Raw genomic sequence first — 23,175 nt, forward strand, 5'->3', positions numbered from 1 at the left:
CGCGTGCAGGCTGGCTCACCGCGGCCTGCCCAGCCTTCATCCACCTCTTTCCCGAAAGGCCTTCTTCGTGACATCCACGTCCCTGACACCGCAGTCAGCCATCCGCCAGCAGGCCGCCGTCAGCCGGTTGACGGCGGAGTACCGGGCTGACACCCCGTTCGTGGCTGAGCCGCGGCCCCGGCTCAGCTGGGTCACCGCCACGGACAGCATCGGCTGGCAGCAGTCGCAGGCCGAGCTGCGGATCACCCGCGGCGGCGCAGTGGAGTCCGTGGTGCAGGACGGCCCGGACTCGGTCCTCGTGGAGTGGCCTTTCGGGTCCATCGCCGCCGGGGACTGCGTGCAGGTGGAAGTCCGGGTCACCGGGAACGACGGCGGCACGACGGACTGGAGCGCGCCTCTGGCATTGGTGGGCGGTTTCGTTGACGGTCCCTGGCAGGCCGAAGCCATCGGCCTGCCGTCCCCGGCGGGGGAGGAACCGCCATTGGGCCAGCCCGGCCAGCTGCGGTACGAATTCACAGTGGGGGAGGGCCTCGCCAAAGCGACCCTCTTCGCCACCGCACACGGCGTCTACCAGGCCGAAATCAACGGCACGGAGGTGGATGACCATGTCCTCAAGCCGGGCTGGACGGCGTACGCGGACCGGCTCAACCACGAGACAACGGATGTCACCGCACTCCTGACGCCAGGCCCCAACGCCATTGGCATCTGGCTGGCCGGCGGCTGGTTTACCGAAAAGTACGGCTTCCACGGCTTCGCCAAGCCCGTCTACGGTGAGCAGCCTGCCGTGAAGGTGGAGCTGCAACTTGAATACACAGACGGCACACGGGAAACCGTGGCCAGCGGACCTGACTGGCGCTCCACCACCGCCGGTCCGCTGGTCTCCAGCGGCATCTACGCCGGCGAAGCCTTCGACGCCCGCCGCGCCGAAGCGGGCTGGTCCGAACCCGGCTTCGACGACGCCCACTGGCTCCCCGCGCCGCTCACGGAAGGGGACTGGGCTGAGGCCACGCCGGCCATCGCCCCGCCCGTACGCCGCATCGAGGAACTGCCCGTCAGGGAAGTCCTGACCACGCCCTCCGGCGCCACGGTGCTGGACTTCGGCCAGAACCTGGTGGGCCGCCTCCGGATCCGCGTGACCGGCGAGGCCGGCCGCACCATCATCCTCCGGCATGCCGAAGTACTTGAAGACGGCGAATTGTCACTCCGCCCGCTGCGCCAGGCGGCCGCCACCGATACCTACACGCTTGCCGGCGCCGGTGTTGCCGAAAACGGCGAAGGAGCAGACGGCGCGGAAGTGTGGGAACCGCGGTTCACGTTCCACGGCTTCCGCTACGCCCAGGTGGACAACTGGCCCGGCGACCTGGACCCGGCGGCGATCACCGCCGTCGTGATCCACAACGACATGCGCCGCACGGGCTGGTTCGAGTGTTCCGATCCGCTGTTGAACCGGCTGCACGAAAACGCCCTCTGGGGGATGCGCGGCAACTTCCTGGCCCTGCCCACCGACTGCCCGCAGCGTGATGAGCGGCTCGGCTGGACCGGGGACATCCAGGTCTTCAGCCCCACCGCCAGCTACCTGTACGACTCGCTGGGCTTCCTCGGGTCCTGGCTGCAGGACCTCGCGCTCGAGCAGGGCCATCGCGAGGGCGTGGTCCCCATCATCGTGCCGTCGGTGCTGGGCATGCTCGAATCGCCGGTGGCTGCATGGGGCGACGCCGCGACGGTGGTCCCGTGGGTGCTGTTCGAACGCTTCGGGGACACCGGCCTGCTCCGCCGGCAGTACACCAGCATGCGGGACTGGGCCGATGCGCTGCTGAAGGTCCGGGACAGCTCCGGGCTATGGCAGGGACAGATGCAGCTGGGCGACTGGCTCGACCCCGCCGCGCCGCCGGACAAGCCAGGTGCTGCCCGCACCCACGGCGACATCGTGGCCAGCGCCTACCTGTTCCGGTCCCTGGACCTGGTGGCCCAGGCGGCCGCCGTACTGGGGAACGACGCCGATCACGGCACCTACGCGACGCTCGCCGAGGAGACTCGGCAGGCATTCCTGGCCGAGTACGTCACGCCTGCCGGCAGGATGGTTTCGGACGCCCAGACCGCCTACTCCCTGGTTCTGATGTTCGGCATCAGCACCGACCCGTCCCAGCGTCAGGCGCTCGGTGACAGGCTCGCCGAGCTCGCGCGCCTGGGCGGCTACCGGATCGCCACCGGATTCGTCGGAACGCCCCTGATTGCCGACGCCCTGACCGTCACAGGACACCTGGACGCCGCCGAGCGGCTGCTGACCCAGACCGAATGCCCCTCCTGGCTGTACCCGGTGACGCAGGGCGCCACCACCATCTGGGAACGCTGGGACTCCATCCTGGAGGACGGCAGCGTCAACCCCGGCGAAATGACGTCCTTTAATCACTACGCGCTGGGCGCCATCGCCGACTGGATGCACCGCACCGTGGCCGGCCTGGCACTGGCCGCGCCCGGGTACCGGAAACTGCGCATCGCGCCCCGCCCGCTGAACAGCCTGACGCACGCTTCGACGTCGCACGAGACGCCCTACGGACTGGCCCGGGTCGCCTGGCGGCGTGCCGGGGACCGGATCCTGGTGGACGCCACCGTGCCGCCCGGCACCACCGCATTGGTCTCGCTCCCTGACCGCTCCGCGGAGTTTGTTGTGGGGTCAGGCCGGCACAGCTGGGACGTTCCCGACGCCGAGCCGGCAGCGGAACCCGGCGCCGTCTCGCTGCACTCCCCACTGGCGGACATCATGGACGATCCCGCAGCCTACGCCGCAGTATGGCAGGCCATCGATGCGCATGATCCGGCCGGGGCTGCCGCGTTCCGAAAGGACACCGTCTGGTACCGGCAGACCACCCTTGACCAGAGCTTGCTCTTCACCCAGCCCGCGGTCAAAGCGGACATCGCAGCCGCACTGGCTGCCCTCAGCGACGGCCGCTCCGCCCGAACCCCCGCAAACTCCTGAACTCCGAAGTCCAGAACTCCCGAGTCCCGAAATCAAGAAGGCCCCGATGACAACTTTCACCGCTGAAAGCCCCCTGTATTTTGTGATGCGGCACGCCGAAGGCAACCGCATCCTGAGCCAGCACGTCCCCACGCTGGCCGACAACCCCCTGCTGCACACCCTCTTCTTCCACGAGGTGGGCATGATCCTGGGCACCGAGGACGCCCTGCAAGGGAAACCTGAAGAGGTGGCGGAGATCCTCCGCCTGATCAGCGAGCTGGAGCCGGAGGACGCCGTGGCCCAGCGCACCGCGGCGGCCGCCGTCGACGGTCCCGCCCCGGCCGTCGGCTACGAGCCGGAAACCGTGGAGCAAGGCAGTGCCGCCGTTGCCCTGCCCACGACGGCGGCAGCGCGGGAACGTTTCGAAATCACCTTCGCCGGGCCCTCGCACGGCAACCCGTTCACCGACGTCGAACTCCGGGCCGTGTTCACTGCCCCCTCCGGCAAGGTGCTCAGCGTCCCCGGCTTCTACGACGGCGACGGGATGTACAGGGTCAGGCTCCTGGTCCCGGAAGCAGGGGGCTGGACCTTCAGCACGTCCAGCAACGCCCGCTCGCTGGACGGCGTCACCGGCTCGTTCACTGCAGCGGACGCCGCAGCCGGTGCCAGGGGCGTGGTTCGGGTGGCCAACACGTTCCATTTCGCGTACGACGACGGCACCCCCTACCTGCCGGTCGGCACCACGGCCTACGCCTGGACCCACCAGGGCGACGCCCTGGAAAAGCAGACTCTGGACACGCTCGCCGCAGGCCCGTTCAACAAGATGCGGATGTGCGTCTTTCCCAAGTCGTACCTGTTCAACGAGAACGAACCGGACCTGTACCCGTTCGAGGGCTCCCTGGCGGGCGGCTTCGACTACGAGCGGCCCAACCCGGCGTTCTACCGCCACCTCGAACAGCGCATCAGCCAGCTGGACGAACTCGGCATCGAAGCGGACCTCATCCTCTTCCACGCCTACGACCGCTGGGGCTTCTCCACCATGAGCCCGGGCCAGGATGACCGCTACCTCAAGTACGTGGTGGCCCGGCTGGCGTGGCACCGGAACATCTGGTGGTCCCTGGCCAACGAATACGACCTGCTGTTCCGCAAGACCACCGAGGACTGGGAGCGCTTCGCGGGCATCGTCCAGGCCAACGACCCCAGCGGCCACCTGCTCTCCATCCACAACTGCCACGACTTCTACGACTACAGCCGGCCGTGGATCACGCACAGCAGCATCCAGCGCCAGGACGTGCACAAGACCGCCGAGTTCACAGGGGAGTGGCGGGACCGCTGGCAGAAGCCGGTGGTCATCGACGAGTGCGCCTACGAGGGCAACATCGACCAGGGCTGGGGAAACATCACCGGCGAGGAAATGACCCGGCGGTTCTGGGAAGGTGCCATCCGCGGCGGCTATGTGGGCCATGGCGAAACATACATGCATGAACAGGACGTCTTGTGGTGGGCCAAGGGCGGGGAGTTTCACGGCAGCAGCCCCGAGCGCATCGCCTTCCTGCGGCGCATCCAGGAGGAGACCCCCGGCGGGTTCCTTGACCCACTGCCCAGCACTTGGGACGTACCCACCGCGGGCATCCGGCACGAGTACGAACTCAGCTACTTCGGCTTCAACCAGCCCACCTACCGGAACTTCGTGATGCCCGCCGGGCGAAAGTACCAGGTGGACATCATCGACACCTGGAACATGACGGTGGGCACCCTTCCCGGCACCGTGGACGGAAGGTTCCGGGTGGAGCTTCCGGGCCGCCAGTTCATCGCCGTCAGGATCCGCGCCGTCAGCTGATCGAGGTTCCCAAAGGAACGGAACTAGACCCTCTCGGGAATCCGACGCAAGCTGACTATCCGCTGGATCAGTGGCTCGTCGGAATATCCTGGGAGGCGGCCCACTCGCCCACATCCCGCCGTTCAATGGCCGCGGCCATCAAATCCGGGAACAGGTCCGGCGTGCAGGCGAAGGCCAGGACGCCGATTCCGGCCAGGGCAGCGCATGGTCTGAGTCGAATGACGGTTGGCCGCTGTTGCTTAAGGCCAGAAGCGCGATCATGGTCGTCCCCGACCCCACGATCGTGGCCGCGCGCCGTAGCATCTCCTCGGCAATGCCGCCTTCGTAGAGGTCGTTGATGAGCACCAGGATGGTCTCGGCGGGCCGGGCGATCTGGTCCTGGCAGTATGCCAGGGCACGGTTGATGTCCGTGCCGCCACCGAGTTGCACACCAAACAGCACATCAACCGTATGGTCCAGCTTGTCCGTCAGGTCGACCACAGCAGCGTTGCGTCGCCGGAGAGCAGGCCATCCAGCCAGGCGGCGGCTTTCCCGCGCAGGCGCCGCGATTGACAGCCGCCGGCTGAGCCTGGCCGCTACGTCGTTGCCGTCAACCAGGCCCGCGTCCAGGAGCAGCCTGGTGTCCCGGCCAGCCACTGAGCCATGGATCCGGTCAGGCCCCGCGACGGCGGCGAGCGCCCGGTGCAAGATCACAATTGTCCGACGAGCCCAAGGCCATGCCCCGTCTCTATGGCAATGACAAGGCTCTGTGGCCTTGAACCGTCGGCTCAGCGCCGCTTGCGTTTGGACCGTTGCTCCTCCCGCCGCTCGGAACTGTCACGCTCTGCGGAACGCTGCGATTTCCCTGCCACCACCACCCTTTGGTGCCACTCGCGCTGGTAGGCCCGGCGGGCGGCGGCATCTGTGCGGCGGGCCAGGGCGGCGAGTTCGCGCTGGAGTTTGCCGTAGCTGAGCCAGCGGCGTTCGTCCAGTGTCCCGTCCACCAACGCCGCCTGCACGGCGCAGCCGGGCTCCTGCTGGTGGGCGCAGTTGGAGAACCGGCACAGGCCGGCGAGTTCCTCCACGTCCCCGAACATCTCGCCTAGGCCTTCATCGGCGTCGAACAGGCCGAATCCCCGGACGCCCGGAGTGTCCATGAGGACGGCTCCGTTAGGCAGCGGCACGAGTTCCCGGGACGTGGTGGTGTGCTTGCCTTTGAAGTCGCCGGAGCGGACCTCGCGGGTGTGCTGGACCTCGCGTCCCGCCAGCGCGTTGATGAGGGTGGACTTGCCGGCGCCCGACGGGCCGAGGAGGACCAGCGTGCCGTGTGGCGGCAGGTGCTCCAGCAGCGCATCGATCCCGTCGCCGTTCTCGGCTGACGTGGTGACCACGTCCACGCCCGCCGCCTGCAGGATGACCTTCCCGACGACGTCGTCCGCTATGTCCGCAAGGTCGGCTTTGGTGATGATCACGAGCGGAACCGCCCCGGAATCCCAGGCTGCCACGAGTGTGCGTTCGAGGCGGTTGTGCGTGAGCGGCCGGTCCACCGGGACCACTACACCCACCACATCCATGTTGGCGGCCAGTACCTGGGCCTCCGAGGAATCTTCAAAGGCGCGCTTCCGGCTGAGCTCAGACCGGCGGGGGAGGATCCCGGTGATCTGGCGGCCGCCCGCGCGGTTGGGCCCGATCCAGACCCAGTCGCCGGTGACCGGAACGCCGGCGTCGAGCGGGTACGGCAGGTGGAGTAGTTCGCCGCCAACGGCTGTGAGCACGAGGTTGCGGTCCAGGCGCACCACCCGTCCGCGCTCGCTGTGTTGGTTCGCTGGGTGGTGGGTCCGGTGTTGGGTTTGGTGGGCGTCAAAATAGCCGGCGACGGCGGGGGAGTAGCCATACGTTGTGGGCCCTTCGGGCCCAGGGATCGAGTCGGAGGTTGATGGGGAGTAGCTGTCCAGGCTGGTGCCTGAGGAATTGTTCAAGGTGAGTCCTCGGGAGAGGTCTCCAGACTCCGGAATCAGCGCAGCCCTGCGGCCGTTAGGCCTGTCCGTTGGTGTGTTGGGCTCTTACGCCGTGCGGATGCTGGAGACGGTGGTGATGGGTTTGATGCGTGCGGGGCGCACTGGGCGCGTGGCTGTAGCAGTCATCAAAACCACCTCCGTTTCTCTCCAGATGTCCGGATGCTGTCACGGACTCTCGGCTCTGAGTGTAGCTGGCCGGGGTTGTGTTGAATAGGGCAGCTTCCGCTTGGTTCGGCTGCGCCGGTTCCCGTTAGCCGGTGGGGCCGGTCAGTTGGTAGTTCAGCAGCACGATGCCGGACGGAAAGGAGCGGCACTCCCGGAGCGCAAGCTTTTTCCATTCGCTCATCCTGCCGAAGAAGGGCACTCCGCCGCCGAGGATGACCGGCACGATGGCGACGCCCAGTTCGTCCAGCAGACCCAACTCGATGAATTCAGTGATGAGCTGACCGCCGCCGAACACGCAAATGTCCTTCTCCGCAGGGATGGCGGACTTTATCCGGACGACAAGATCGCGCAAATTTCCGGAGTACAGGTGCGTGTTCCGTCCCGCGGCCAGAGTTTCATGGTGGGAGAGGACATACGTGGGAACCGCGGAGCCCCGACTGCCCATTGCCGCCATTTCCCGGTAGGTATTGGCACCCATGACATAGGCCCCGGTTCTGCGCTCAGTTGCCTCGAATCCGTAATCTTCATTCTTGGCCATGGCATCGTTCAGCCATGACAGGTCCCCGCTCTCTGAACGGATGTAGCCATCGAGGCTGACCGCCATGCCCCCAAAGATGGTGCCCATAGTCGCGACGCTATCCAGCGCCGATGTCACGGTCAAGACCACCGCGGCGCCGGCCGGCAACTCTGAACACATCGAGCGGATCGGGGCTGCACAGCTCATTCCGCGGCTGGAGCGCAGGACCATCCAAACGTTCGAGGTTACGGCGGACGCCTAGGTTTATCAGCCCTGGGCTGCAGCCACTACGCGCTCGCCGTTGAAGTATTCGAGGTGCCAGCCCTCGGTGGCATGGTAATGGGCAAGGTTCAGCACCGCGTTGTCGATCCTGTGCAATGTGCGGCCAATAGCCCGGTTAAGGCTCACCCGGAGGAGTGTGCCGTGGGCGACCACAAGGACGCGGCGGGCGGGGAATTCTTCGGCCAGCGCTTCCAGTGCACCCAACCCGCGCGCGGCCGCGTCTTCCTCGCTTTCGGCGCCGCGGTAACCACCGGGTATGCGCAGGGCCTCCAGCTCGGGGCCGGCCTGCAACCCCTCTGCCGGTCCGAAGCTGCGTTCGGCCAGCGCCGGAATGTGCCGCGTAACGCTCAGCCCCAGCCCGTCCGCAATCACGCTGGCGGTTTCCGCGGCACGGCTAAGCGGCGAGGACACGATCGCATCCCACTCGTACTCTGACAGGACGTCGACGGCGTCACGCGCCTGCCCACGGCCGACGTCGTTCAGCGGAATATCGGTGGCTCCCTGGAGCCGACGCTGCGCATTCCAGTCTGTCTGGCCATGGCGGATCAGGGCGAAGGTCGTAAGGGTCATGCTGTCTATTCTCCCCGACGGCGGGGACGGTCCGGGCAGCCGCCGGGATCAAGGCAATCTTTCTAGGCCCAAGAGTCCGGTCCGGCGTTCCGGTCGATGAAGTCCACGACAGCCGGATGGGCAGGATTAATAAGGTGCCCGCCCGGGACCAGCACCGTATGGGTTAAGGGCAGTGCACCCGACAACCTGGCGTTCACGGACCGGCAGGCCTCGGGGGAGTCCTCGGCGGAGACAATCAGGGTGGGCCGGCGGATCCCGGCGAGTTGCTCCTCGTTCAGTTCCAGAGCATCGTCGCTGAGATCCAGGCCGTGGCCGTTGATTTCGGCCAGGACAGCGTGGCTCGTATCGGCAAACATCTGTTTGAGCCCTGCGGGAAGCGACTCCCACGTCGCATCCCCCAGGGCTTCCCGGATCACAATCTCGGCGGCAAGCCCGGGCTGAGCGTCCGTGCGCTCAAGCACACGGCGGCGCAGGCCGCGGGCCCAGGCGTCTGCATCCGGAGCGATGGTGAACAACGCCGGTTCCAATAGGACCAGCGCTTTGACTTTGTCCGGGAAACGGCGGGAAAGTTCGATGGCGATCAGGCCGCCTGTGCTGCGGCCGATCACGATTGCCGGCCCGGCACGGAGCGCCGCCAGGACTGCGGCTGCGTCGTCGACATGATCCACGAGGTCCAAGGTCGCGAACGGCCGCGGCGGGGCACTGCGGTGGAAACCCCTGCGGTCGTAGATGATGCAGCGGCCATGCCGGGCGAGTTCGGTTGCGGCGTCCGCCCACATCACAGCCGAACTGGGTGTTCCGTGCACGCCCAGTATTGGTGTCCCTTGGCCGCTCTCTTCGTAGTAGAGATCAACACCATTGACGGTGACGTGGGGCATGTCGTCAGCCTGGAGTTCGCGCGCTCATCGCAGGACCACCACCCGGGCTTACGGGCCCGGCCAGTGCTCTCGGTCGAAGCCATAGGGGTTGGGAGCAGCATCCCGGTCAGCCGCTGCGGCGGGGCCGTTCCGTTCGTCGTCGTGATGACGTGGCGGCGGGTGCGGGTCCGAAGCCTGCTTCATGGGCACTCGGGGCGCAGTCTTTACGGGTGCATCTTCCTTTACGGGTGCATCTTCGGCCACGGGGAAACCTCACAAACACAGAAGGTTGGCCCGCTGCTTGAACCGATAGAGGCATCGTAACCCCATGGGAGCGTTCTGTCGCCGGTAAATTCTCATAGCCCGGCAGCTGCTTCCGTGTCAGGATCAGGTATGCCACACCGCCTGATGCTGCTTGATACTGCGTCACTGTACTTTCGCGCCTTTTATGGCTTGCCGGACACGATCCGCCGTGCTGACGGAACGCCTGTGAACGCGGTTCGCGGCCTGATGGACATGATCGCCCGCCTCACCACGGATTACGGGGCAACGCATCTGATTGCCTGCTGGGACGACGACTGGCGTCCGCAGTGGCGCGTGGACCTCATCCCGACCTACAAGTCGCACCGGGTTGCCGAACTTGTGTCGAATGCCCCCGACGTCGAGGTCGTCCCGGACGCGCTCGAGGCGCAGCTTCCGATGATCCGCCGCGTGCTCGAACTCGCCGGCATCGCCATCGTGGGGGTCGCGGAACACGAGGCCGACGACGTCGTCGGTACTTATGCCAGCCACGCAGACCTCCCCGTGGATGTGGTCACCGGCGACCGTGATCTTTTCCAGACCGTCAACGATGACCGTCAGGTCCGGGTGATCTACACCGCGAGGGGGATGAGGAACCTCGAAGTCGTGACGGACGCCGTCGTCGTCGGGAAGTACCGCGTGCTGCCCGAACAGTATGCCGATTACGCGACCCTTCGCGGCGACGCCTCCGACGGGCTGCCAGGCGTTGCCGGCATCGGCGAGAAGACCGCTGCTTCGCTCCTTGGCGAGTACGGCACACTGGAGAACTTGCTCGCTGCAGCCGCCGACGGGGGAGGCAGGGTATCCGCCTCGGTTCGGTCAAAGCTGGCCGCGGCCGCCGACTACCTCACGGTCGCGCCAACGGTTGTAAAAATCGTGCGCGACCTCCCGCTTCCCACCCTCGAGGATGCGGGAGCACAGCTGCACCCCGTCGACGGCGAATCGCGCGCCGAGCTGGAGCGTCTCGCCGTCGAATGGAACCTTGGAGGCTCGGTCAAACGGCTGCTCGACGCGCTTGACCGGCAGTAGCGGTGATTGCTGCATAGGCCCAGCTAGACCGTTTGGGGGATGCTCCACTCCGGCCATGGCTCGTCGACCGGCGCCTGTTGCCAGCTCCACTCCAGGAAGGGATCTACCGGGCGCAGCTCCTTAGGCGCTTCGCCGGGCAAGATGTCTTCGGGCCGGATGTCTTCGGGCAGGGCAGGACCAACTTCCCGGTGCCATCGTTGGTTCAGGATTTCGGGTGGCCAATCGGGTGGTTCCCAGTCCTGCTGTTCCCTGGCGTACTGGCGGCCGGTGGGGGAGATCCAGCCGGGAGGCTTGCCGGCGCTCGCCCCGGCGGGTGTCCAAGCTGTGGCGTGTTTCAGCCTGTGGTGCCTGCGGCATGGCTGGCCCAGGTTACTGATGCCGGTGGTGCCGCCGTCGGCCCAGGCGAGGAGGTGGTCGGCCTCATTGTCCAGAGACTGGTTGCTGCAGCCGGGGAACGGGCATTTCCCGTCCCGCAGACGGAGCCATTGCCGCATGCTGACGGGGATGCGGTAGCTGGTCCGTCCGATCTCCAGCGGCGCCCCGTCGCGGGGATCAGTCAAGACACGGTGGAACGACGAGGAACTTTCGGCCATCAGCCGGCTGGCCATCGACGTCGGGATCGGCCCATATCCGTCGAGCATGGCGGGTTCGTCGGTGAGGCCCATCAGGGCGAACACCGGCACAGTCACCAGAACCTGCGCCGACGGTGACGGCACGTGCTCCGCAGTGCCGCCAAGGAGCCACCCGGCGGCCACGTCGGCGCGGATTTGGCTCAGGTTCCGGTCCTCATGGGGTCCTTGGAGGGCGCGGGCCGCCGTGGTGGTGCGGTCCCAGATCCCGGCCGCCTGGTCCGCGGGGAGGTACGCGCTCAGCCAGGCCATGCCGTCCCGGTCCGGGGCGAACTCCAGCCGGCGATCCAGGGCGCTTTTGGTGTGGCGTTTTTCGATGCTGTCCGGGTGGTGGCGTTCGCGCCAGGTCCGGGCTTTGTGCCGGAACCTGGACGGAACGAGTTCCCCCGCGGGACAGCATTGTGCCGGGTTGGGTGCGTCCGGGTCCAGGAAGTGGGCTTCCAGGGCGGCGGCGCCAGCCGGGTTCAGGCTGGCGGTTTCGTCGACCATGGCCCGGGCATGCTGCCACGAAATGTTCCCGTCTTGCAGGGCGGCCAGCGTCAACGGCAGGGTGGTGGTCAGTTCGTGGGCCTCGGACAGGAGCGCACCGGCCGTCCGCTCGCTGACCGCCAGGACGCACGCGACCTCAGCGACTACCGCCATCTCCTGAGCGATGCGGCCCTGCGGAAGCGCATTCGGGGAGGCCATCGTCCGGGTCGTGTTGGCGAACCCGGCTGCGGCGTGGACCACCAGGGCAGCCGTGGCAGCCTGCAGCCGGGCAGCCCCCGCGAGGGTGTCCAGCCAGCGGTCAGACTGCTGCCGCAGCGGATCCGGATCATCTTGACCGGTAGGGCCCGCGCCAGGAATCACCGCAGCAAGCGCAGCGACAGAGGCCTTGATGGCCTCCAACGCCTCCACTGCCGTGCTCTCTTTCATACTCACATCATCTTGCGAGGGTCTGACATTTAAAGTCCCTGCGGGCCCATTCGAGAAAGGACATGGGCGGCTCGTCTGGCACCAGCGAATTCGCCGACGCCGTCGCCGCCCGTATCGTGGGTGGCGTCCCGGGCTGAAGGCGCCGCCAGGGGCCACTACGTTTCGCCACGGAACCACAGAACGGGCCGCTCAGGCGTGAACTGAATTTCCTCAGTACCGGCAAGCTTGCGCTTCGGTGGTCGATTAGGTGGACACGAGCCAGCGGCGGCTGGAGGTCGCTGAGTCCCTCGGGGCCGCCTCGCACCCGCGATCCAAAAGGGCTCCGTCCCCGGAGCGGGGTACGACGTCGTCGTTGAGGCCTCCAGCAGCACCGGCGGGATCCGCAACGCCATCCGCGCCACCGCGCCCGGCGGGATCTGCACGGCCGTGGGTTACTACGTGGGCACGAACACCGGGGTTCCGCTGATGCATATGTACGCCAACGACATCACGCTGCATTTGGGCGTCTCGCATCCCCGCGCTGTCCTGCCCGAACTCCTGGACTGGGTCCACACCAATAACTTCCCGGCAGAGAAGGTCACCAGCCATCTGGCACACTTCGACGACGCCCCCACGGCGTATGCGGAGCACACCACCAAACTCGTCCTGGACCGCCCCGCCCTCATTCAGGGCTGAGCCGACAACGCCCGGGGCAATTGAGTAAGGCGCAAAGAGCTCAGTCAGCCGTGAGGAACCGGCCGTTCCTGATCCGCGACGGGCCAAAAACGACGTCCAGCGGGGCGATCGTCCGCGGCCGGTGATCCCGCGACAGGGGACGGCCGACGGCGACATGGGGCACCCAGTGCGGGTACCGGTAGCCCAGTGCCGGGGAGCTGAGGATGAAGTCGTCCACATTGTCCACGAGCAGCCGGTCCAGGAGATCATGCAGGCCCTGCACGAGGGACACCTGGTAGTCGTGTACGCGATCGGGCACATCCACTTCGAGCCCGGAGATGCCGCCGCCGCCCAGCACGATCAGTTGTTCCGAGGTGCCCGCAAACCCGTCGAGAACGGGCAGGCCCTGCAGCCAGCCCGCCGTGCGTCGTGCGGCTTCACCGGCCGAGGTCATCCCCCTGGTCCAGTCCGCGACGTCCTGCGCAAAATCCGCCAGGATGCCGATATGCAGCAGCGTCAGGTGCAGCCCCTGCGGCCTGCGCAGGGCATTGACATAACTGGCCAGCGCCTCGTAGTCGGACGGGCCCGCACCAACCGTGAGGACGGGAACCTCCACTGTGATGCGCGGAACCGGCTGCATGGGACCCCCTCACAGTGGCACGGACTCTTGGGCTCTGGCTGCCATTATCCTCCGCCGCGGCCACGTCGTCCCGGCGCGTGCTCTTGCCCTTGCGCCCGCCAGGGTGTCGAATCAGAGAAACACGATTCGGCCCGGTGCATGGCAAAGACGCCAGGAGGTTCCCATGTCAGTGAAAGCCGCAAAGGACGCAGCACGGACACCGGGGCGGGGAGGGCCGGAGGTGCGCCGGGCCGATGCGCCGCACGGCATCGCGGCAACAGATCCGGAACAGGTGCGCAACGTGGCGCTCGTGGGGCATTCGGGAGCCGGGAAGACCCTGCTGATCGAAGCAATGCTGGCCGCCCGCGGCATGATTTCACGCAAAGGCTCCATCGCGGAGGGCACCACCGTCAGCGATTCTGACCCTTCGGCAGTGCGACAGCAACGGTCGGTCACGCTGTCCCTGGTTCCGCTGCTCGTCGACGGGACCAAGGTGAACCTGCTGGATACTCCGGGATATCCGGACTTTATCGGCGAACTTAGGGCGGGGCTCCGGGCTGCGGACGCCGCCCTCTTTGTTGTCTCCGCCGTTGACGGCATCGACGCCACCACTACGGCGCTCTGGGGCGAATGCGAAAGCCTCGGGATGCCGCGGGCCGTGGTCATCACCCGCCTGGACCACCCTCGGGCAGATTACGACGGCGTCCTGGCCGCCTGCCAGCAGGCGTTCGGCGACGCGGTGCTGCCGTTGTACGTCCCGGTCAGGTCCGGCGGCGAAACCAGCGGACTGCTGGGACTGCTGACGGGCACAGTCTCTGACTATTCCGCCGGGGAGCCGGCCGCCGGTTCCCGGGGCGTTGACGCCGGCGAGCGCGCGGCGTCGGAAGCCGCCCGGGGCCGGCTCATCGAAGGGATCATCGCCGAGAGCGAGGACGAGACCCTGATGGACCGCTATCTGGGTGGTGAGGACATCGATACCGATGTCCTCATCGCGGACCTGGAAACCGCCGTCGCCCGCGGTTCCTTTTTCCCGGTACTGCCGGCCTCGGCTGTCACCGGCCTCGGCACGGCCGAACTGCTGGAAGTCCTGACCCGGGGCTTCCCGTCGCCGGTGGAGGGCGGCCTTCCTGGGGTGACTGACCTGGCGGGCGCTCCAGCGGCGGCCTTGGCCTGTGACCCGGACGGGCCGCTGGCGGCTGAGGTGGTCCGCACCACCATTGATCCGTTCCTGGGGAGGGTCTGCCTGACGCGTGTATTTTCAGGTACTTTGCGTGCTGACACTCCGGTGCACGTCGGCGGGCACGGGCTCGCGGACCGCGGCCATCAGGACCACGACACCGACGAGCGCGTTACGCACCTGTACTCTCCGCTGGGCCCCAACCTGCGTCCCGTTGCACACTGCGTGGCCGGTGACATCTGCGCGGTGGCGAAACTGGGAAGCGCCGAAACCGGGGACACCATTTCCGCGAAAGACCAGCCGCTCCTGCTGGCTACCTGGGAGATGCCGGAGCCGCTGATGCCGGTGGCCGTCGAGGCGGACTCGCGCAGTGACGAGGACGCGCTGGCCCGGAGCCTGGCGAAGGTGGCCGCCGGCGATCCCACGCTGCGGGTTGAGCGGAACGCGGAAACACACCAGCTGATCCTCTGGTGCATGGGGGAGGCCCATGCCGAGGTGGTGCTGGACAGGCTGCGCGACCAGGGCGTGAAGCTGCACACCATTGACGTAGTGACGCCATTGCGGGAAACGTTCGCCGCCCCGGCAACGGGCCACGGTCGGCACGTCAAACAGTCCGGCGGCCACGGGCAGTACGCCGTCTGCGACATCGACGTGGAGCCGCTGGACCGTGGCGGCGGGTTCGAATTCGTCGACAAAACGGTGGGCGGGGTGATCCCCGGAACGTTCATCTCCTCCGTGGAGAAAGGGGTGCGTGCGCAGATGCAGAAAGGGCTGGCTGCCGGGTTCCCCGTGGTGGACCTCCGCGTCACGCTGGTGGGCGGCAAGGCCCACAGCGTTGACTCTTCCGACGCCGCCTTCCAGGCGGCGGGGGCCCTGGCGCTCCGGGAGGCCGCCGCGGCCGGTCGTATCCAGCTGCTCGAGCCGGTTTCCGCGGTCAGCATCACCGTGTCCGAGGCGCACGTGGGGGCCGTGATGAGTGATCTCTCAGCACGCCGCGGACGGCTCACCGGCACGGCCACCTCCGGCAGTGAGCTGACCGAAATCAGCGCGGAAGTCCCGGACCAGGAACTGCTGAAGTACGCTGTGGAGCTGCGGGCGCTGACTGCCGGGACCGGCCGGTTCCGGCGCCGGTACCTCCGGCATGACCCGGTGCCCAGCGGCTCATGAACGGATCGTCATGAACGGATCGTCATGAACGGATCGTCATGAACGCCGCCGCGCGGAAGATCCAGCGCATTTACCTCACCCTGACGCTGGGCAACACCCTTGCGGCCTCCTTCATCTGGGGCATCAATACGCTCTTTCTGTTGGATGCCGGGCTGAGCAACCTGGAAGCATTCGCGGCCAACGCCTTTTTCACGGCCGGCATGGTCCTGTTCGAAGTACCTACCGGGGTCATCGCGGACGGTTGGGGACGCCGGGTCTCATTCCTGCTCGGCACGGTGACCCTGGCTGCCTCCACCTACCTGTACTACCTGCTCTGGCAGTTGTCCGCTCCCTTCTGGGCCTGGGCAGTGGTGTCGGTCCTTCTGGGCCTGGGCTTCACGTTCTTCTCCGGGGCCGTGGAGGCCTGGTTGGTGGATGCGTTGCGTTTCTCCGGCTACGACGGCGAGTTGGAGGCAGTGTTCGGGCGGGGATTGATGGTCTCTGGCATCGCGATGCTCGTCGGTTCGACGGCCGGCGGCGTGATTGCCCAGGCCACCGACCTCGGCGTACCGTTCCTGTTGCGCGTTGGAGTGCTCCTGGCGATGTTCGGGGTGGCCTTTTGGCTGATGCGCGATGTGGGCTTCACTCCGGAACGTTCTCCCCATCCGCTCAAGGCGAGCCGGGACGTGCTGTCCGCCTCCATCGACAACGGCCTGAAAAACCCGCCCGTACGGTACATCATGCTCGCAGCGCCTTTCAGCGCCGGCGTCGGGATCTATGTTTTCTATGCCCTGCAGCCCTACCTGCTGGAGCTTTTCGGTGACCCGCGCGCCTACTCTGTCGCCGGCCTCGCCGCGGGCATTGTGGCTGGGGCCCAGGTGGTGGGCGGCTGGCTGGCGCCCATGGTCCGGCGCCTGGTCCGCAAACGCACCACGGTCCTGGTAGCGAGCAGCAGCATGGGCGCCTTGATCCTGGTGGCCCTCGGCGTTACGCGTGTGTTCTGGGTGGCGTTGCTGCTGCTGGTGCTGTGGGCCCTGATCTCAGCGGCGGGCACCCCGGTGCGGCAGGCCTATCTGAACGACATGATTGCTTCAAAGCAGCGGGCAACGGTGCTCAGCTTCGATTCACTCATGGGATCCAGCGGCGGAATTGTCGTGCAGCCGCTGATGGGCCGGGCAGCGGACCTATACGGCTACCCCCTTTCGCTGGCCATCAGCGGTGTGATCGAGCTGTTCGCCGTGCCGTTCCTGCTGGCGAGCCGGCGGCGGCGCTCGCCGGCCGACACAGCCACCACCGAAGCCGGCACACCGGCCTGAAGCCGTGGCCCCGGCGAAAAAAGCCTTGAGAGTCCCAACAGGGCAGAGTATCGTGGCGCAAACCCACCCTGCGCAACACCCCGACTTGGGAGAGATCATGCCTAGTGTGCGACGTCAATTAGCTGCCGTAACGGCTGTTCTGGCCTTGAGCGTGACGGGTGGGGCGGTGACCAGTCCCGCGTTCGCAGATCCCCGCGCGACCGATAAGACACCGGTGGCTACAGGTTACGGCGGGGCGGTGAGCACCGTTGACCCGGAGGCGTCCGCTGCGGCTATCGAGGTCCTGCGCGACGGCGGCAATGCGGCGGATGCCGCCGTCGCCGCGGCCGCGACCCTGGGTGTGACCGAGCCGTACAGCGCCGGCGTCGGCGGAGGCGGATACTTCGTGTTCTACGACGCGAAGTCCGGCAAAGTGGGCACCATCGATGGCCGGGAAACGGCTCCGGCAACGATGCCGACCACTGCGTTCGTGAATCCGGCCACCGGCGTCGTATACACGTTCGCAGAGCTCGTCTCGAGCGGCGTCTCCGTGGGCGTCCCCGGAACGCCGGCGACGTGGGAACGGGCGTTGGAGCGTTGGGGCACGCTGGACCTTGACGAGGCCCTCGAACCTGCCATCAGGGTGGCCAACCGCGGCTTCGTGGTGGACGAAACATTCCGCCAGCAGACGCTCGACAACAAAGTACGGTTCTCGGCCTTCCCCGCCACGGCGAGTCTCTTCCTGCCCGGCGGTGACGCTCCCGCCGTCGGCAGTATTTTCCACAGCAAGGACCTCGCCACGACGTACCGGCTCCTCGCGAAGGAGGGAACGGATGCCTTCTACGGCGGACAGCTCGCCACGGAGATCGCGGCAACGGTCCAGGCTCCGCCGAAAGACCCCGCCTGGGTGCCTCCGGTGACGGAACCGCCCACCAGCATTCCAGCCCTTCCGGGACACCTGACGACGGCGGATCTCGCCGCTTACAGGACGCTGGACCAGGAGCCCACGCATGTGGAGTACCGCGGCTACGACGTCTACGGCATGGCGCCGTCCAGCAGCGGTGGAACAACAGTCGGCGAGGCGCTGAACATCCTGGAACCGTTTGACTTGTCGCCCACGGCAAAACCAGCTGCGTTGCACCACTACCTCGAAGCCAGTGCGCTCGCCTTCGCAGACCGCGCCAAGTACCTCGGGGACCCGGCATTTGTTCACGTCCCCACCGGAGCCCTCACTGACCCGGTGTTTGGCAAGGAGCGGGCGTGCGCCATTGACCCCGCGACGGCGGCAATCAAGCCGGTACCTGCCGGGGACGTGGCATCGTACGACGGTGCGTGCACGGTTTCGCCTGCAGCGGCCGCAAACGAGAAGGACACCGAAAACATCTCAACCACCAACCTCACGGTCGCTGACAAGTGGGGGAACGTTGTGGAGTACACCCTCACCATCGAACAGACCGGCGGTTCCGGCATCGTGGTGCCCGGCCGCGGGTTCCTGCTCAACAACGAGCTCACCGACTTCTCCTATACGTCGACCAATCCGGAGGACCCGAACCGGATCGAGCCGGGCAAGCGCCCACGGTCCTCGATGTCGCCCACCATCATCCTTAAGGACGAGAAGCCGTTCCTGGCGCTCGGTTCCCCCGGCGGATCGACCATCATCACCACGGTGCTGCAGACCATCCTGAACAGGGTGGACCTGGATATGAGTATTTTGGACTCGCTGGCGGCCCCGCGTGCGTCCCAGCGCAACACCCCCAACGTCACGGCAGAGCCGGACTTCATCAAGGCCTATGGAGACGCCCTGGCACCATACGGTCACAAGTTGGTGCCCGCAGGGGACGCTTTCACATCGGCTGCGGAGATCGGCGCCGCGACAGCCATCGAGTTTGGGCCTGGCAAGAGCATGACCGCGGTTGCCGAGCCCCTGCGGCGCGGTGGCGGTTCGGCGATGGTGGTCCAGCCGGCGCGGTGAGCATACGTGGTCCGCTGGCCCTGGAGCCGCCTGGCGCGGTGGCCCGGGTTACTGCCCCATCCCGGGCCGGACGGGGACAAACTCGATAGTGGTCTGCACCTTTTTCTGCGGACCACGGGAAAAACCCTTGGCGTCAAGCTGGTTCTGGGCGCGGAACACCGCGAGGGCGTCGTCGTAGAGCTCGTTGAGCCGGCGGCCGGAGAATGGCTCCTGGGAGCCGTCGCTGAACGTGACGGTCACGGTGGCAGTGGCGGGAAAGTGCCTCTTCATGCGGATGAAGCCTTCGGAGTCCTGCTGGAGGTTGATCAAGGGAAGTCCTGCTTTCGTGGTCGACGACCTCCAGTCTGACCCATCCCACCGCACCTGCGCTGACGGCGGCGCCGGTTAGCGGCGACAATGGACGGGTGACATCGCCCACCGACCCCGCCGCCGTCCCTGCTGGCACCTCTGGTGCCAGCACCTTTGATCTGGCGGTCATCGGCACCGGTCTGGCCTTCGCCGAATCGCTGGCCGAGTTGTCCTCTGTGCTGCGCGCCGGCGGTGCCGCGGGTACGGCTGTGGTGCAGGCGCCACCCGGCACCGGCAAAACAACGCTTGTCCCGCCGCTGCTCGCCAACCTTGCCGCACCTGCAGGAATGGCCAAGCGGGTGGTGGTCACCCAGCCGCGGCGGGTCGCAGCGCGTGCCGCCGCCCGGCGACTGGCCTCATTGGACGGCAGCCGGATCGGAGACCGCGTGGGGTACACCGTCCGCGGTGAACGCCAGGCCGGGCCCGCCACGCTGGTGGAGTTTGTCACACCAGGCATCCTGCTGCGGCGCCTGCTCGATGATCCCGGCCTGGAAAGCACTGGCGCGGTCATCCTGGACGAGGTCCACGAACGCGGCCTCGAAACCGACCTGCTGCTGGGGATGCTCGCCGAAGTTCGGCAGCTCCGCGGCGACCTCACGCTGGTGGCCATGTCCGCCACCCTGGACGCGCCCCGCTTCGCCGCCCTGATCGGGGGCGCAGCCGCGAATGCAGGGACAGGACAGGCGAGGACCGCGGACGACGACGGCGGGCCGGCTCCCGTCGTCGACTGCCCCTCAGCGCTGTACTCCCTGGCAGTGGAGTGGGTACCGGCCGCCGTGGCGCGGCTGGATGACCGTGGGGTCACACGCGCGTTCCTGGACCACGTGGCCGATACAGCCGCGCAGGCCCATACTGCGGCGGTGGGGCAGGACGCTGGCACCGATGCGCTGGTCTTTGTCCCGGGAGCCTGGGAGGTCTCCTATGTAGCGGCCCGCCTCCGCGGCCGGGCTGCCCCCGGAACCGACGTGCTGGAGCTCCACGGCCAGGTGAGCCCGGCCGAACAGGACCAGGCAGTTTCGGGGCGCCCGCCGGGCGGCCCGGCACGGATCATCGTGTCCACGGACCTGGCCGAGTCATCCCTGACCGTCCCTGGAGTGCGCCTCGTCATCGATTCCGGGCTGACCCGCGAACCCCGCCGTGATGCCAGCCGCGGGATGTCCGGGCTGGTCACTGTTTCCTGCTCCCGGGCATCAGCCGAACAGCGGGCCGGCCGGGCCGCACGGCAGGGCCCGGGCCGGGTGGTCCGGTGCTACGACCAGAGGACCTATGGTGCCGCGCCGGCACACGTGACGCCGGAAATCGCCGTCGCGGACCTGACCGGTGCTGCGCTGGTCCTGGCCTGCTGGGGATCACCGGGCGGCGCCGGGCTGGCGCTTCCGGATCCGCCTCCCGCAGCAGCCATGGGCGAGGCTATTGAAGTGCTGCGCGAACTCGGAGCCGTGGGGCGGGACGGGCACGCCACCGCACTGGGTCGGACGCTGGTACGGGTCCCGGCCGATCCGCGGCTGGCCCGCGCACTGCTCGACGGCGCAGCCGCCGTAGGTCACCGCGCCGCAGCGGAAGCGGTGGCGCTCGTAGCCGGGGACCAGCGGGCCCCGGGGGCCGACCTCACCCGGCTCCTGTCCGGCCTGCGCGCCGGAAAGGACCCCGCCGCCAGGCGCTGGGCAGAGGACGTCCGCCGGCTGGAGGGCATTGCGCGGACTGAAGGCACCGCCATCGGACAATCCGCCATTGCGTCCCTGGTGAGGTCCGCGCCGGTGACGGCCGCGGAGGCGGTGGGCGTCGTCGTCGCGCTGGCGTTCCCGGACCGCGTGGCCCGGCGCGTCCCGGGCGATGGCCCGGCGCGGTACCTGCTGTCGTCCGGCACGCGTGCGGGGTTGCCGGCGGGCAGTCCGCTCACCGGGCATGGGTGGCTGGCCGTGGCGGAAGTTTCACGCGCCGCCGGCCGGGACGCAGCCGGTACCGGCGCGGTCATCCGGTCCGCCGCGCCGCTGAGCGCCGGAACCGCCGAGGCCGCCGCCGGGCACCTCCTGACCGACGCCGTGGAAGCGCAGTTCAGCCAGGGCCGGGTGAAGGCCAGGCGGGAACGCCGGCTGGGTGCCATCAGCCTGTCCTCCACGCCCGTCCGCCCCTCCGCCGAGGAAGGCCGTGCCGCCGTGGCCCGTGCCCTCGCCAAAGAGGGGCTGGGAACCATCGGATGGTCGACGGCGGCCGACACCTTGCGCCGCCGCCTCGCCTTGCTGCGCCGCGAACTGGGCGAGCCGTGGCCCGACGTTTCCGAACCGGCCCTGCTGGCCCGGCTGGATTCCTGGCTGGGACCGGAGCTCGAGAAACTGGCGGGCGGCGCCGCCACCAACAGCATTGACCTCACCGACCCCCTGCGGCGGCTGCTGCCCTGGCCGGAGGCGGTCCGCCTGGCGGAGCTGGCACCGGAGGCACTGAAAGTACCCAGCGGATCGATGGTGCGGATCGACTACCCCGAGGTGTCGGACAGAGCGGCGCCAGGCGGTGCCGGGTCAGATGGTGCCGCGGCGGACCAGGCAGGACCCGGGCAGGAAGCACCGCGGCAGGCACGCGCGGACGACGGCGGCCGGCCGGTTGTCGCGGTCAAGCTGCAGGAGTGCTTTGGCTGGGCTGAGACCCCACGGCTGGTGGACGGCAGGGTTCCTGTCCTCTTCCACCTGCTGTCGCCTGCGCGGCGGCCGCTTGCCGTGACGGACGACCTGGCATCGTTCTGGTCCGGGCCGTACGCGCAGGTGCGGGCCGAGATGCGCGGCCGCTACCCCAGGCATCCCTGGCCGGAGGATCCCTGGACGGCACTGCCGACGGCCCGGACCAAAGCCCGCATGTAGCGCACGACCGCCGGCGGCCTTTCTTGCGTTGGTTGCACCCGGTGAGATGTCCGATACGTCGCCGAAACGTTACGTCGACCCGCTGAAACATGGCGCAGTTAGGCTCGTTCCTACTTGGACAACGTGGTCCAGACCACCACACGAAGGGACGCACATGATGTTGCTTTTGAGTAGCCTGAACCTCCTCTTTGACGCCGGCCGCGGAGAGGGCAGCCGCCCGCACAATGGCGGGATCGGTAAGACCGATTTCCCCACCGGTCTGCTGACCTCCACCGCCTGGGAAGGCTGGTGGCACGAGGACGCTGCGTAGCTGGTCGGGGCACGTGGCCGTTACGGTGGCCGGATCGGTCAGCCGCGGCTCCGCATAAACTCGGCCACCTTGGGCGCCAGCGACGCTCCGATCTCTGCAGCGTCGCGCTTCTTGCCGGCGACGGCGAAGGAGTGGTCACCACCGTCGATCCAGTCCAGGACAGCGGACGGACCGATCCGGGAGATCACACCCTCCAGCAGATCCGGCGTCGCGAAGGTGTCGCGCGTGCCCTGCAGGAACAACATGGGCAGCGTGAGCCCGTAGAGATGCTCGTCGCGGAGCTTTTCGGGCTTGCCGGGCGGGTGGAGGGGATAGCCGAGGTAGACGAGCCCGGCAGTGTCCATTCCCTCGGCAACTGCCATGGACGCCATCCGGCCACCGAACGATTTGCCGGCAGCCCACACCGGTCCCGTATCACCGTGGGCCTGCGCCTGGCGCGCGGCTTCGTCCATGGCGGCGCGCCAGGCGGCGATGGCTGCCGGCGGCCGGTCCGGGAACTTCCGGCCGGCCTCGCGGTAGGGGAAGTTGAAGCGCAGGGTGGCAACGCCGTCGTCGTTCAGTCCACGGGTGAAACCGCTCATGAACGGGTGCTCCATACCGGCGCCTGCCCCGTGCGCCAGCACCAGGGTGGCGAAGGGGCTGTCCGGGCGGGCGTAGACGCCGGAGACCTCGACGTCGCCGACGGGAAAGGTGACAGGGGATTCAGCTACGACCATAGGTCCATGATGCCGGATCACCGGCAGCG

At 67.7% G+C, this 23,175-nt stretch carries 19 protein-coding genes; 10 read left to right on the forward strand and 9 right to left on the reverse strand.

Translation table 11 applies throughout. The annotated features are described in order from the left end of the window. Positions 1-67 precede the first annotated feature (67 nt). Together NIBR502772_RS13070 and NIBR502772_RS13075 are read left to right on the forward strand one after the other, a co-directional pair. A complete protein-coding gene (locus NIBR502772_RS13070) occupies positions 68-2,977 on the forward strand; it encodes an alpha-L-rhamnosidase (protein ID WP_246848514.1) in 2,910 nt (969 codons plus the stop codon). A gap of 46 nt (positions 2,978-3,023) precedes the next feature. After that, on the forward strand, positions 3,024-4,796 hold the full coding sequence (locus NIBR502772_RS13075) for a DUF5605 domain-containing protein (RefSeq protein WP_246848515.1): 1,773 nt from the start codon (positions 3,024-3,026) through the stop codon (positions 4,794-4,796). Between the two features lie 138 nt (positions 4,797-4,934). On the opposite strand, the gene NIBR502772_RS22800 is transcribed toward NIBR502772_RS13075, so the two are convergent. From NIBR502772_RS22800 to NIBR502772_RS13095, 3 genes are all read right to left on the reverse strand, one after another. Continuing rightward, the gene (locus NIBR502772_RS22800; RefSeq protein ID WP_246848516.1) at positions 4,935-5,483 is read right to left on the reverse strand and encodes a VWA domain-containing protein; all 549 of its coding nucleotides are present in this window, start codon (positions 5,481-5,483) and stop codon (positions 4,935-4,937) included. Between the two features lie 80 nt (positions 5,484-5,563). Next, on the reverse strand, positions 5,564-6,754 hold the full coding sequence (gene rsgA, locus NIBR502772_RS13090) for a ribosome small subunit-dependent GTPase A (protein WP_141140531.1): 1,191 nt from the start codon (positions 6,752-6,754) through the stop codon (positions 5,564-5,566). Positions 6,755-7,043: 289 nt separating this feature from the next. Further along, positions 7,044-7,562, reverse strand: coding sequence for a dihydrofolate reductase family protein (locus tag NIBR502772_RS13095; protein ID WP_141142070.1), 519 nt, complete (start codon positions 7,560-7,562; stop codon positions 7,044-7,046). Between NIBR502772_RS13095 and NIBR502772_RS22450 the strand changes: the two genes are divergently transcribed. Next, positions 7,561-7,737: a hypothetical protein gene (locus tag NIBR502772_RS22450; RefSeq protein ID WP_168223546.1), complete on the forward strand. Its 177-nt coding sequence runs from the start codon at positions 7,561-7,563 to the stop codon at positions 7,735-7,737. The two genes, NIBR502772_RS13095 and NIBR502772_RS22450, sit on opposite strands and share 2 nt — an antisense overlap. Positions 7,738-7,742: 5 nt before the next feature. Here NIBR502772_RS22450 and NIBR502772_RS13100 read toward each other — a convergent pair whose 3' ends face one another. Both NIBR502772_RS13100 and NIBR502772_RS13105 read right to left on the reverse strand, forming a co-directional pair. Then, positions 7,743-8,327 carry a histidine phosphatase family protein gene (locus NIBR502772_RS13100; RefSeq protein WP_141140532.1) on the reverse strand — a complete coding sequence of 195 codons (585 nt, stop codon included), beginning with the start codon at positions 8,325-8,327 and terminating at the stop codon, positions 7,743-7,745. 62 nt (positions 8,328-8,389) lie between these two features. Continuing rightward, positions 8,390-9,205 (reverse strand): alpha/beta fold hydrolase, encoded by an 816-nt coding sequence (locus NIBR502772_RS13105; protein WP_141140533.1) that lies wholly within the window; start codon positions 9,203-9,205, stop codon positions 8,390-8,392. A gap of 372 nt (positions 9,206-9,577) precedes the next feature. Here NIBR502772_RS13105 and NIBR502772_RS13110 point away from each other — a divergent pair, with 372 nt between their 5' ends. Then, on the forward strand, positions 9,578-10,513 hold the full coding sequence (locus NIBR502772_RS13110) for a 5'-3' exonuclease (protein WP_210412296.1): 936 nt from the start codon (positions 9,578-9,580) through the stop codon (positions 10,511-10,513). Positions 10,514-10,536: 23 nt separating this feature from the next. Here NIBR502772_RS13110 and NIBR502772_RS13115 read toward each other — a convergent pair whose 3' ends face one another. After that, complete coding sequence (locus NIBR502772_RS13115) at positions 10,537-12,057, reverse strand: HNH endonuclease signature motif containing protein (protein ID WP_141140535.1); 1,521 nt, start codon at positions 12,055-12,057, stop codon at positions 10,537-10,539. A gap of 438 nt (positions 12,058-12,495) precedes the next feature. On the opposite strand from NIBR502772_RS13115, the gene NIBR502772_RS13120 reads away from it, so the two are divergent. Then, complete coding sequence (locus NIBR502772_RS13120; protein WP_141140536.1) at positions 12,496-12,732, forward strand: hypothetical protein; 237 nt, start codon at positions 12,496-12,498, stop codon at positions 12,730-12,732. Between the two features lie 40 nt (positions 12,733-12,772). Here the strand turns inward: NIBR502772_RS13120 and NIBR502772_RS13125 are convergent, their stop codons facing one another. Then, entirely contained in the window at positions 12,773-13,351 is a 579-nt protein-coding gene (locus NIBR502772_RS13125) for a hypothetical protein (RefSeq protein WP_141140537.1), read from the reverse strand. Positions 13,352-13,514: 163 nt separating this feature from the next. On the opposite strand from NIBR502772_RS13125, the gene NIBR502772_RS13130 reads away from it, so the two are divergent. The 3 genes from NIBR502772_RS13130 to NIBR502772_RS13140 all read left to right on the forward strand — a co-directional run bounded on the left by NIBR502772_RS13130 (position 13,515) and on the right by NIBR502772_RS13140 (position 18,920). Next, positions 13,515-15,674, forward strand: a complete 2,160-nt coding sequence (locus tag NIBR502772_RS13130; RefSeq protein WP_141140538.1) for an elongation factor G-like protein EF-G2 — start codon at positions 13,515-13,517, stop codon at positions 15,672-15,674. A gap of 38 nt (positions 15,675-15,712) precedes the next feature. After that, a complete protein-coding gene (locus tag NIBR502772_RS13135) occupies positions 15,713-16,969 on the forward strand; it encodes an MFS transporter (RefSeq protein WP_141140539.1) in 1,257 nt (418 codons plus the stop codon). A gap of 97 nt (positions 16,970-17,066) precedes the next feature. Continuing rightward, positions 17,067-18,920, forward strand: a complete 1,854-nt coding sequence (locus NIBR502772_RS13140; RefSeq protein WP_141140540.1) for a gamma-glutamyltransferase family protein — start codon at positions 17,067-17,069, stop codon at positions 18,918-18,920. 48 nt (positions 18,921-18,968) lie between these two features. Here the strand turns inward: NIBR502772_RS13140 and NIBR502772_RS13145 are convergent, their stop codons facing one another. Further along, a complete protein-coding gene (locus tag NIBR502772_RS13145) occupies positions 18,969-19,229 on the reverse strand; it encodes a hypothetical protein (protein ID WP_141140541.1) in 261 nt (86 codons plus the stop codon). Positions 19,230-19,324: 95 nt separating this feature from the next. Here NIBR502772_RS13145 and NIBR502772_RS13150 point away from each other — a divergent pair, with 95 nt between their 5' ends. Next, the gene (locus NIBR502772_RS13150; protein ID WP_246848517.1) at positions 19,325-22,120 is read left to right on the forward strand and encodes an ATP-dependent RNA helicase; all 2,796 of its coding nucleotides are present in this window, start codon (positions 19,325-19,327) and stop codon (positions 22,118-22,120) included. A 154-nt stretch (positions 22,121-22,274) separates the two neighbouring features. Next, on the forward strand, positions 22,275-22,430 hold the full coding sequence (locus tag NIBR502772_RS22455; RefSeq protein ID WP_168223459.1) for a hypothetical protein: 156 nt from the start codon (positions 22,275-22,277) through the stop codon (positions 22,428-22,430). Between the two features lie 38 nt (positions 22,431-22,468). On the opposite strand, the gene NIBR502772_RS13155 is transcribed toward NIBR502772_RS22455, so the two are convergent. Then, complete coding sequence (locus NIBR502772_RS13155) at positions 22,469-23,146, reverse strand: alpha/beta family hydrolase (protein WP_141140543.1); 678 nt, start codon at positions 23,144-23,146, stop codon at positions 22,469-22,471. Positions 23,147-23,175 lie beyond the last annotated feature (29 nt).

Source organism: Pseudarthrobacter sp. NIBRBAC000502772 (assembly GCF_006517235.1).
Classification (GTDB): domain Bacteria; phylum Actinomycetota; class Actinomycetes; order Actinomycetales; family Micrococcaceae; genus Arthrobacter.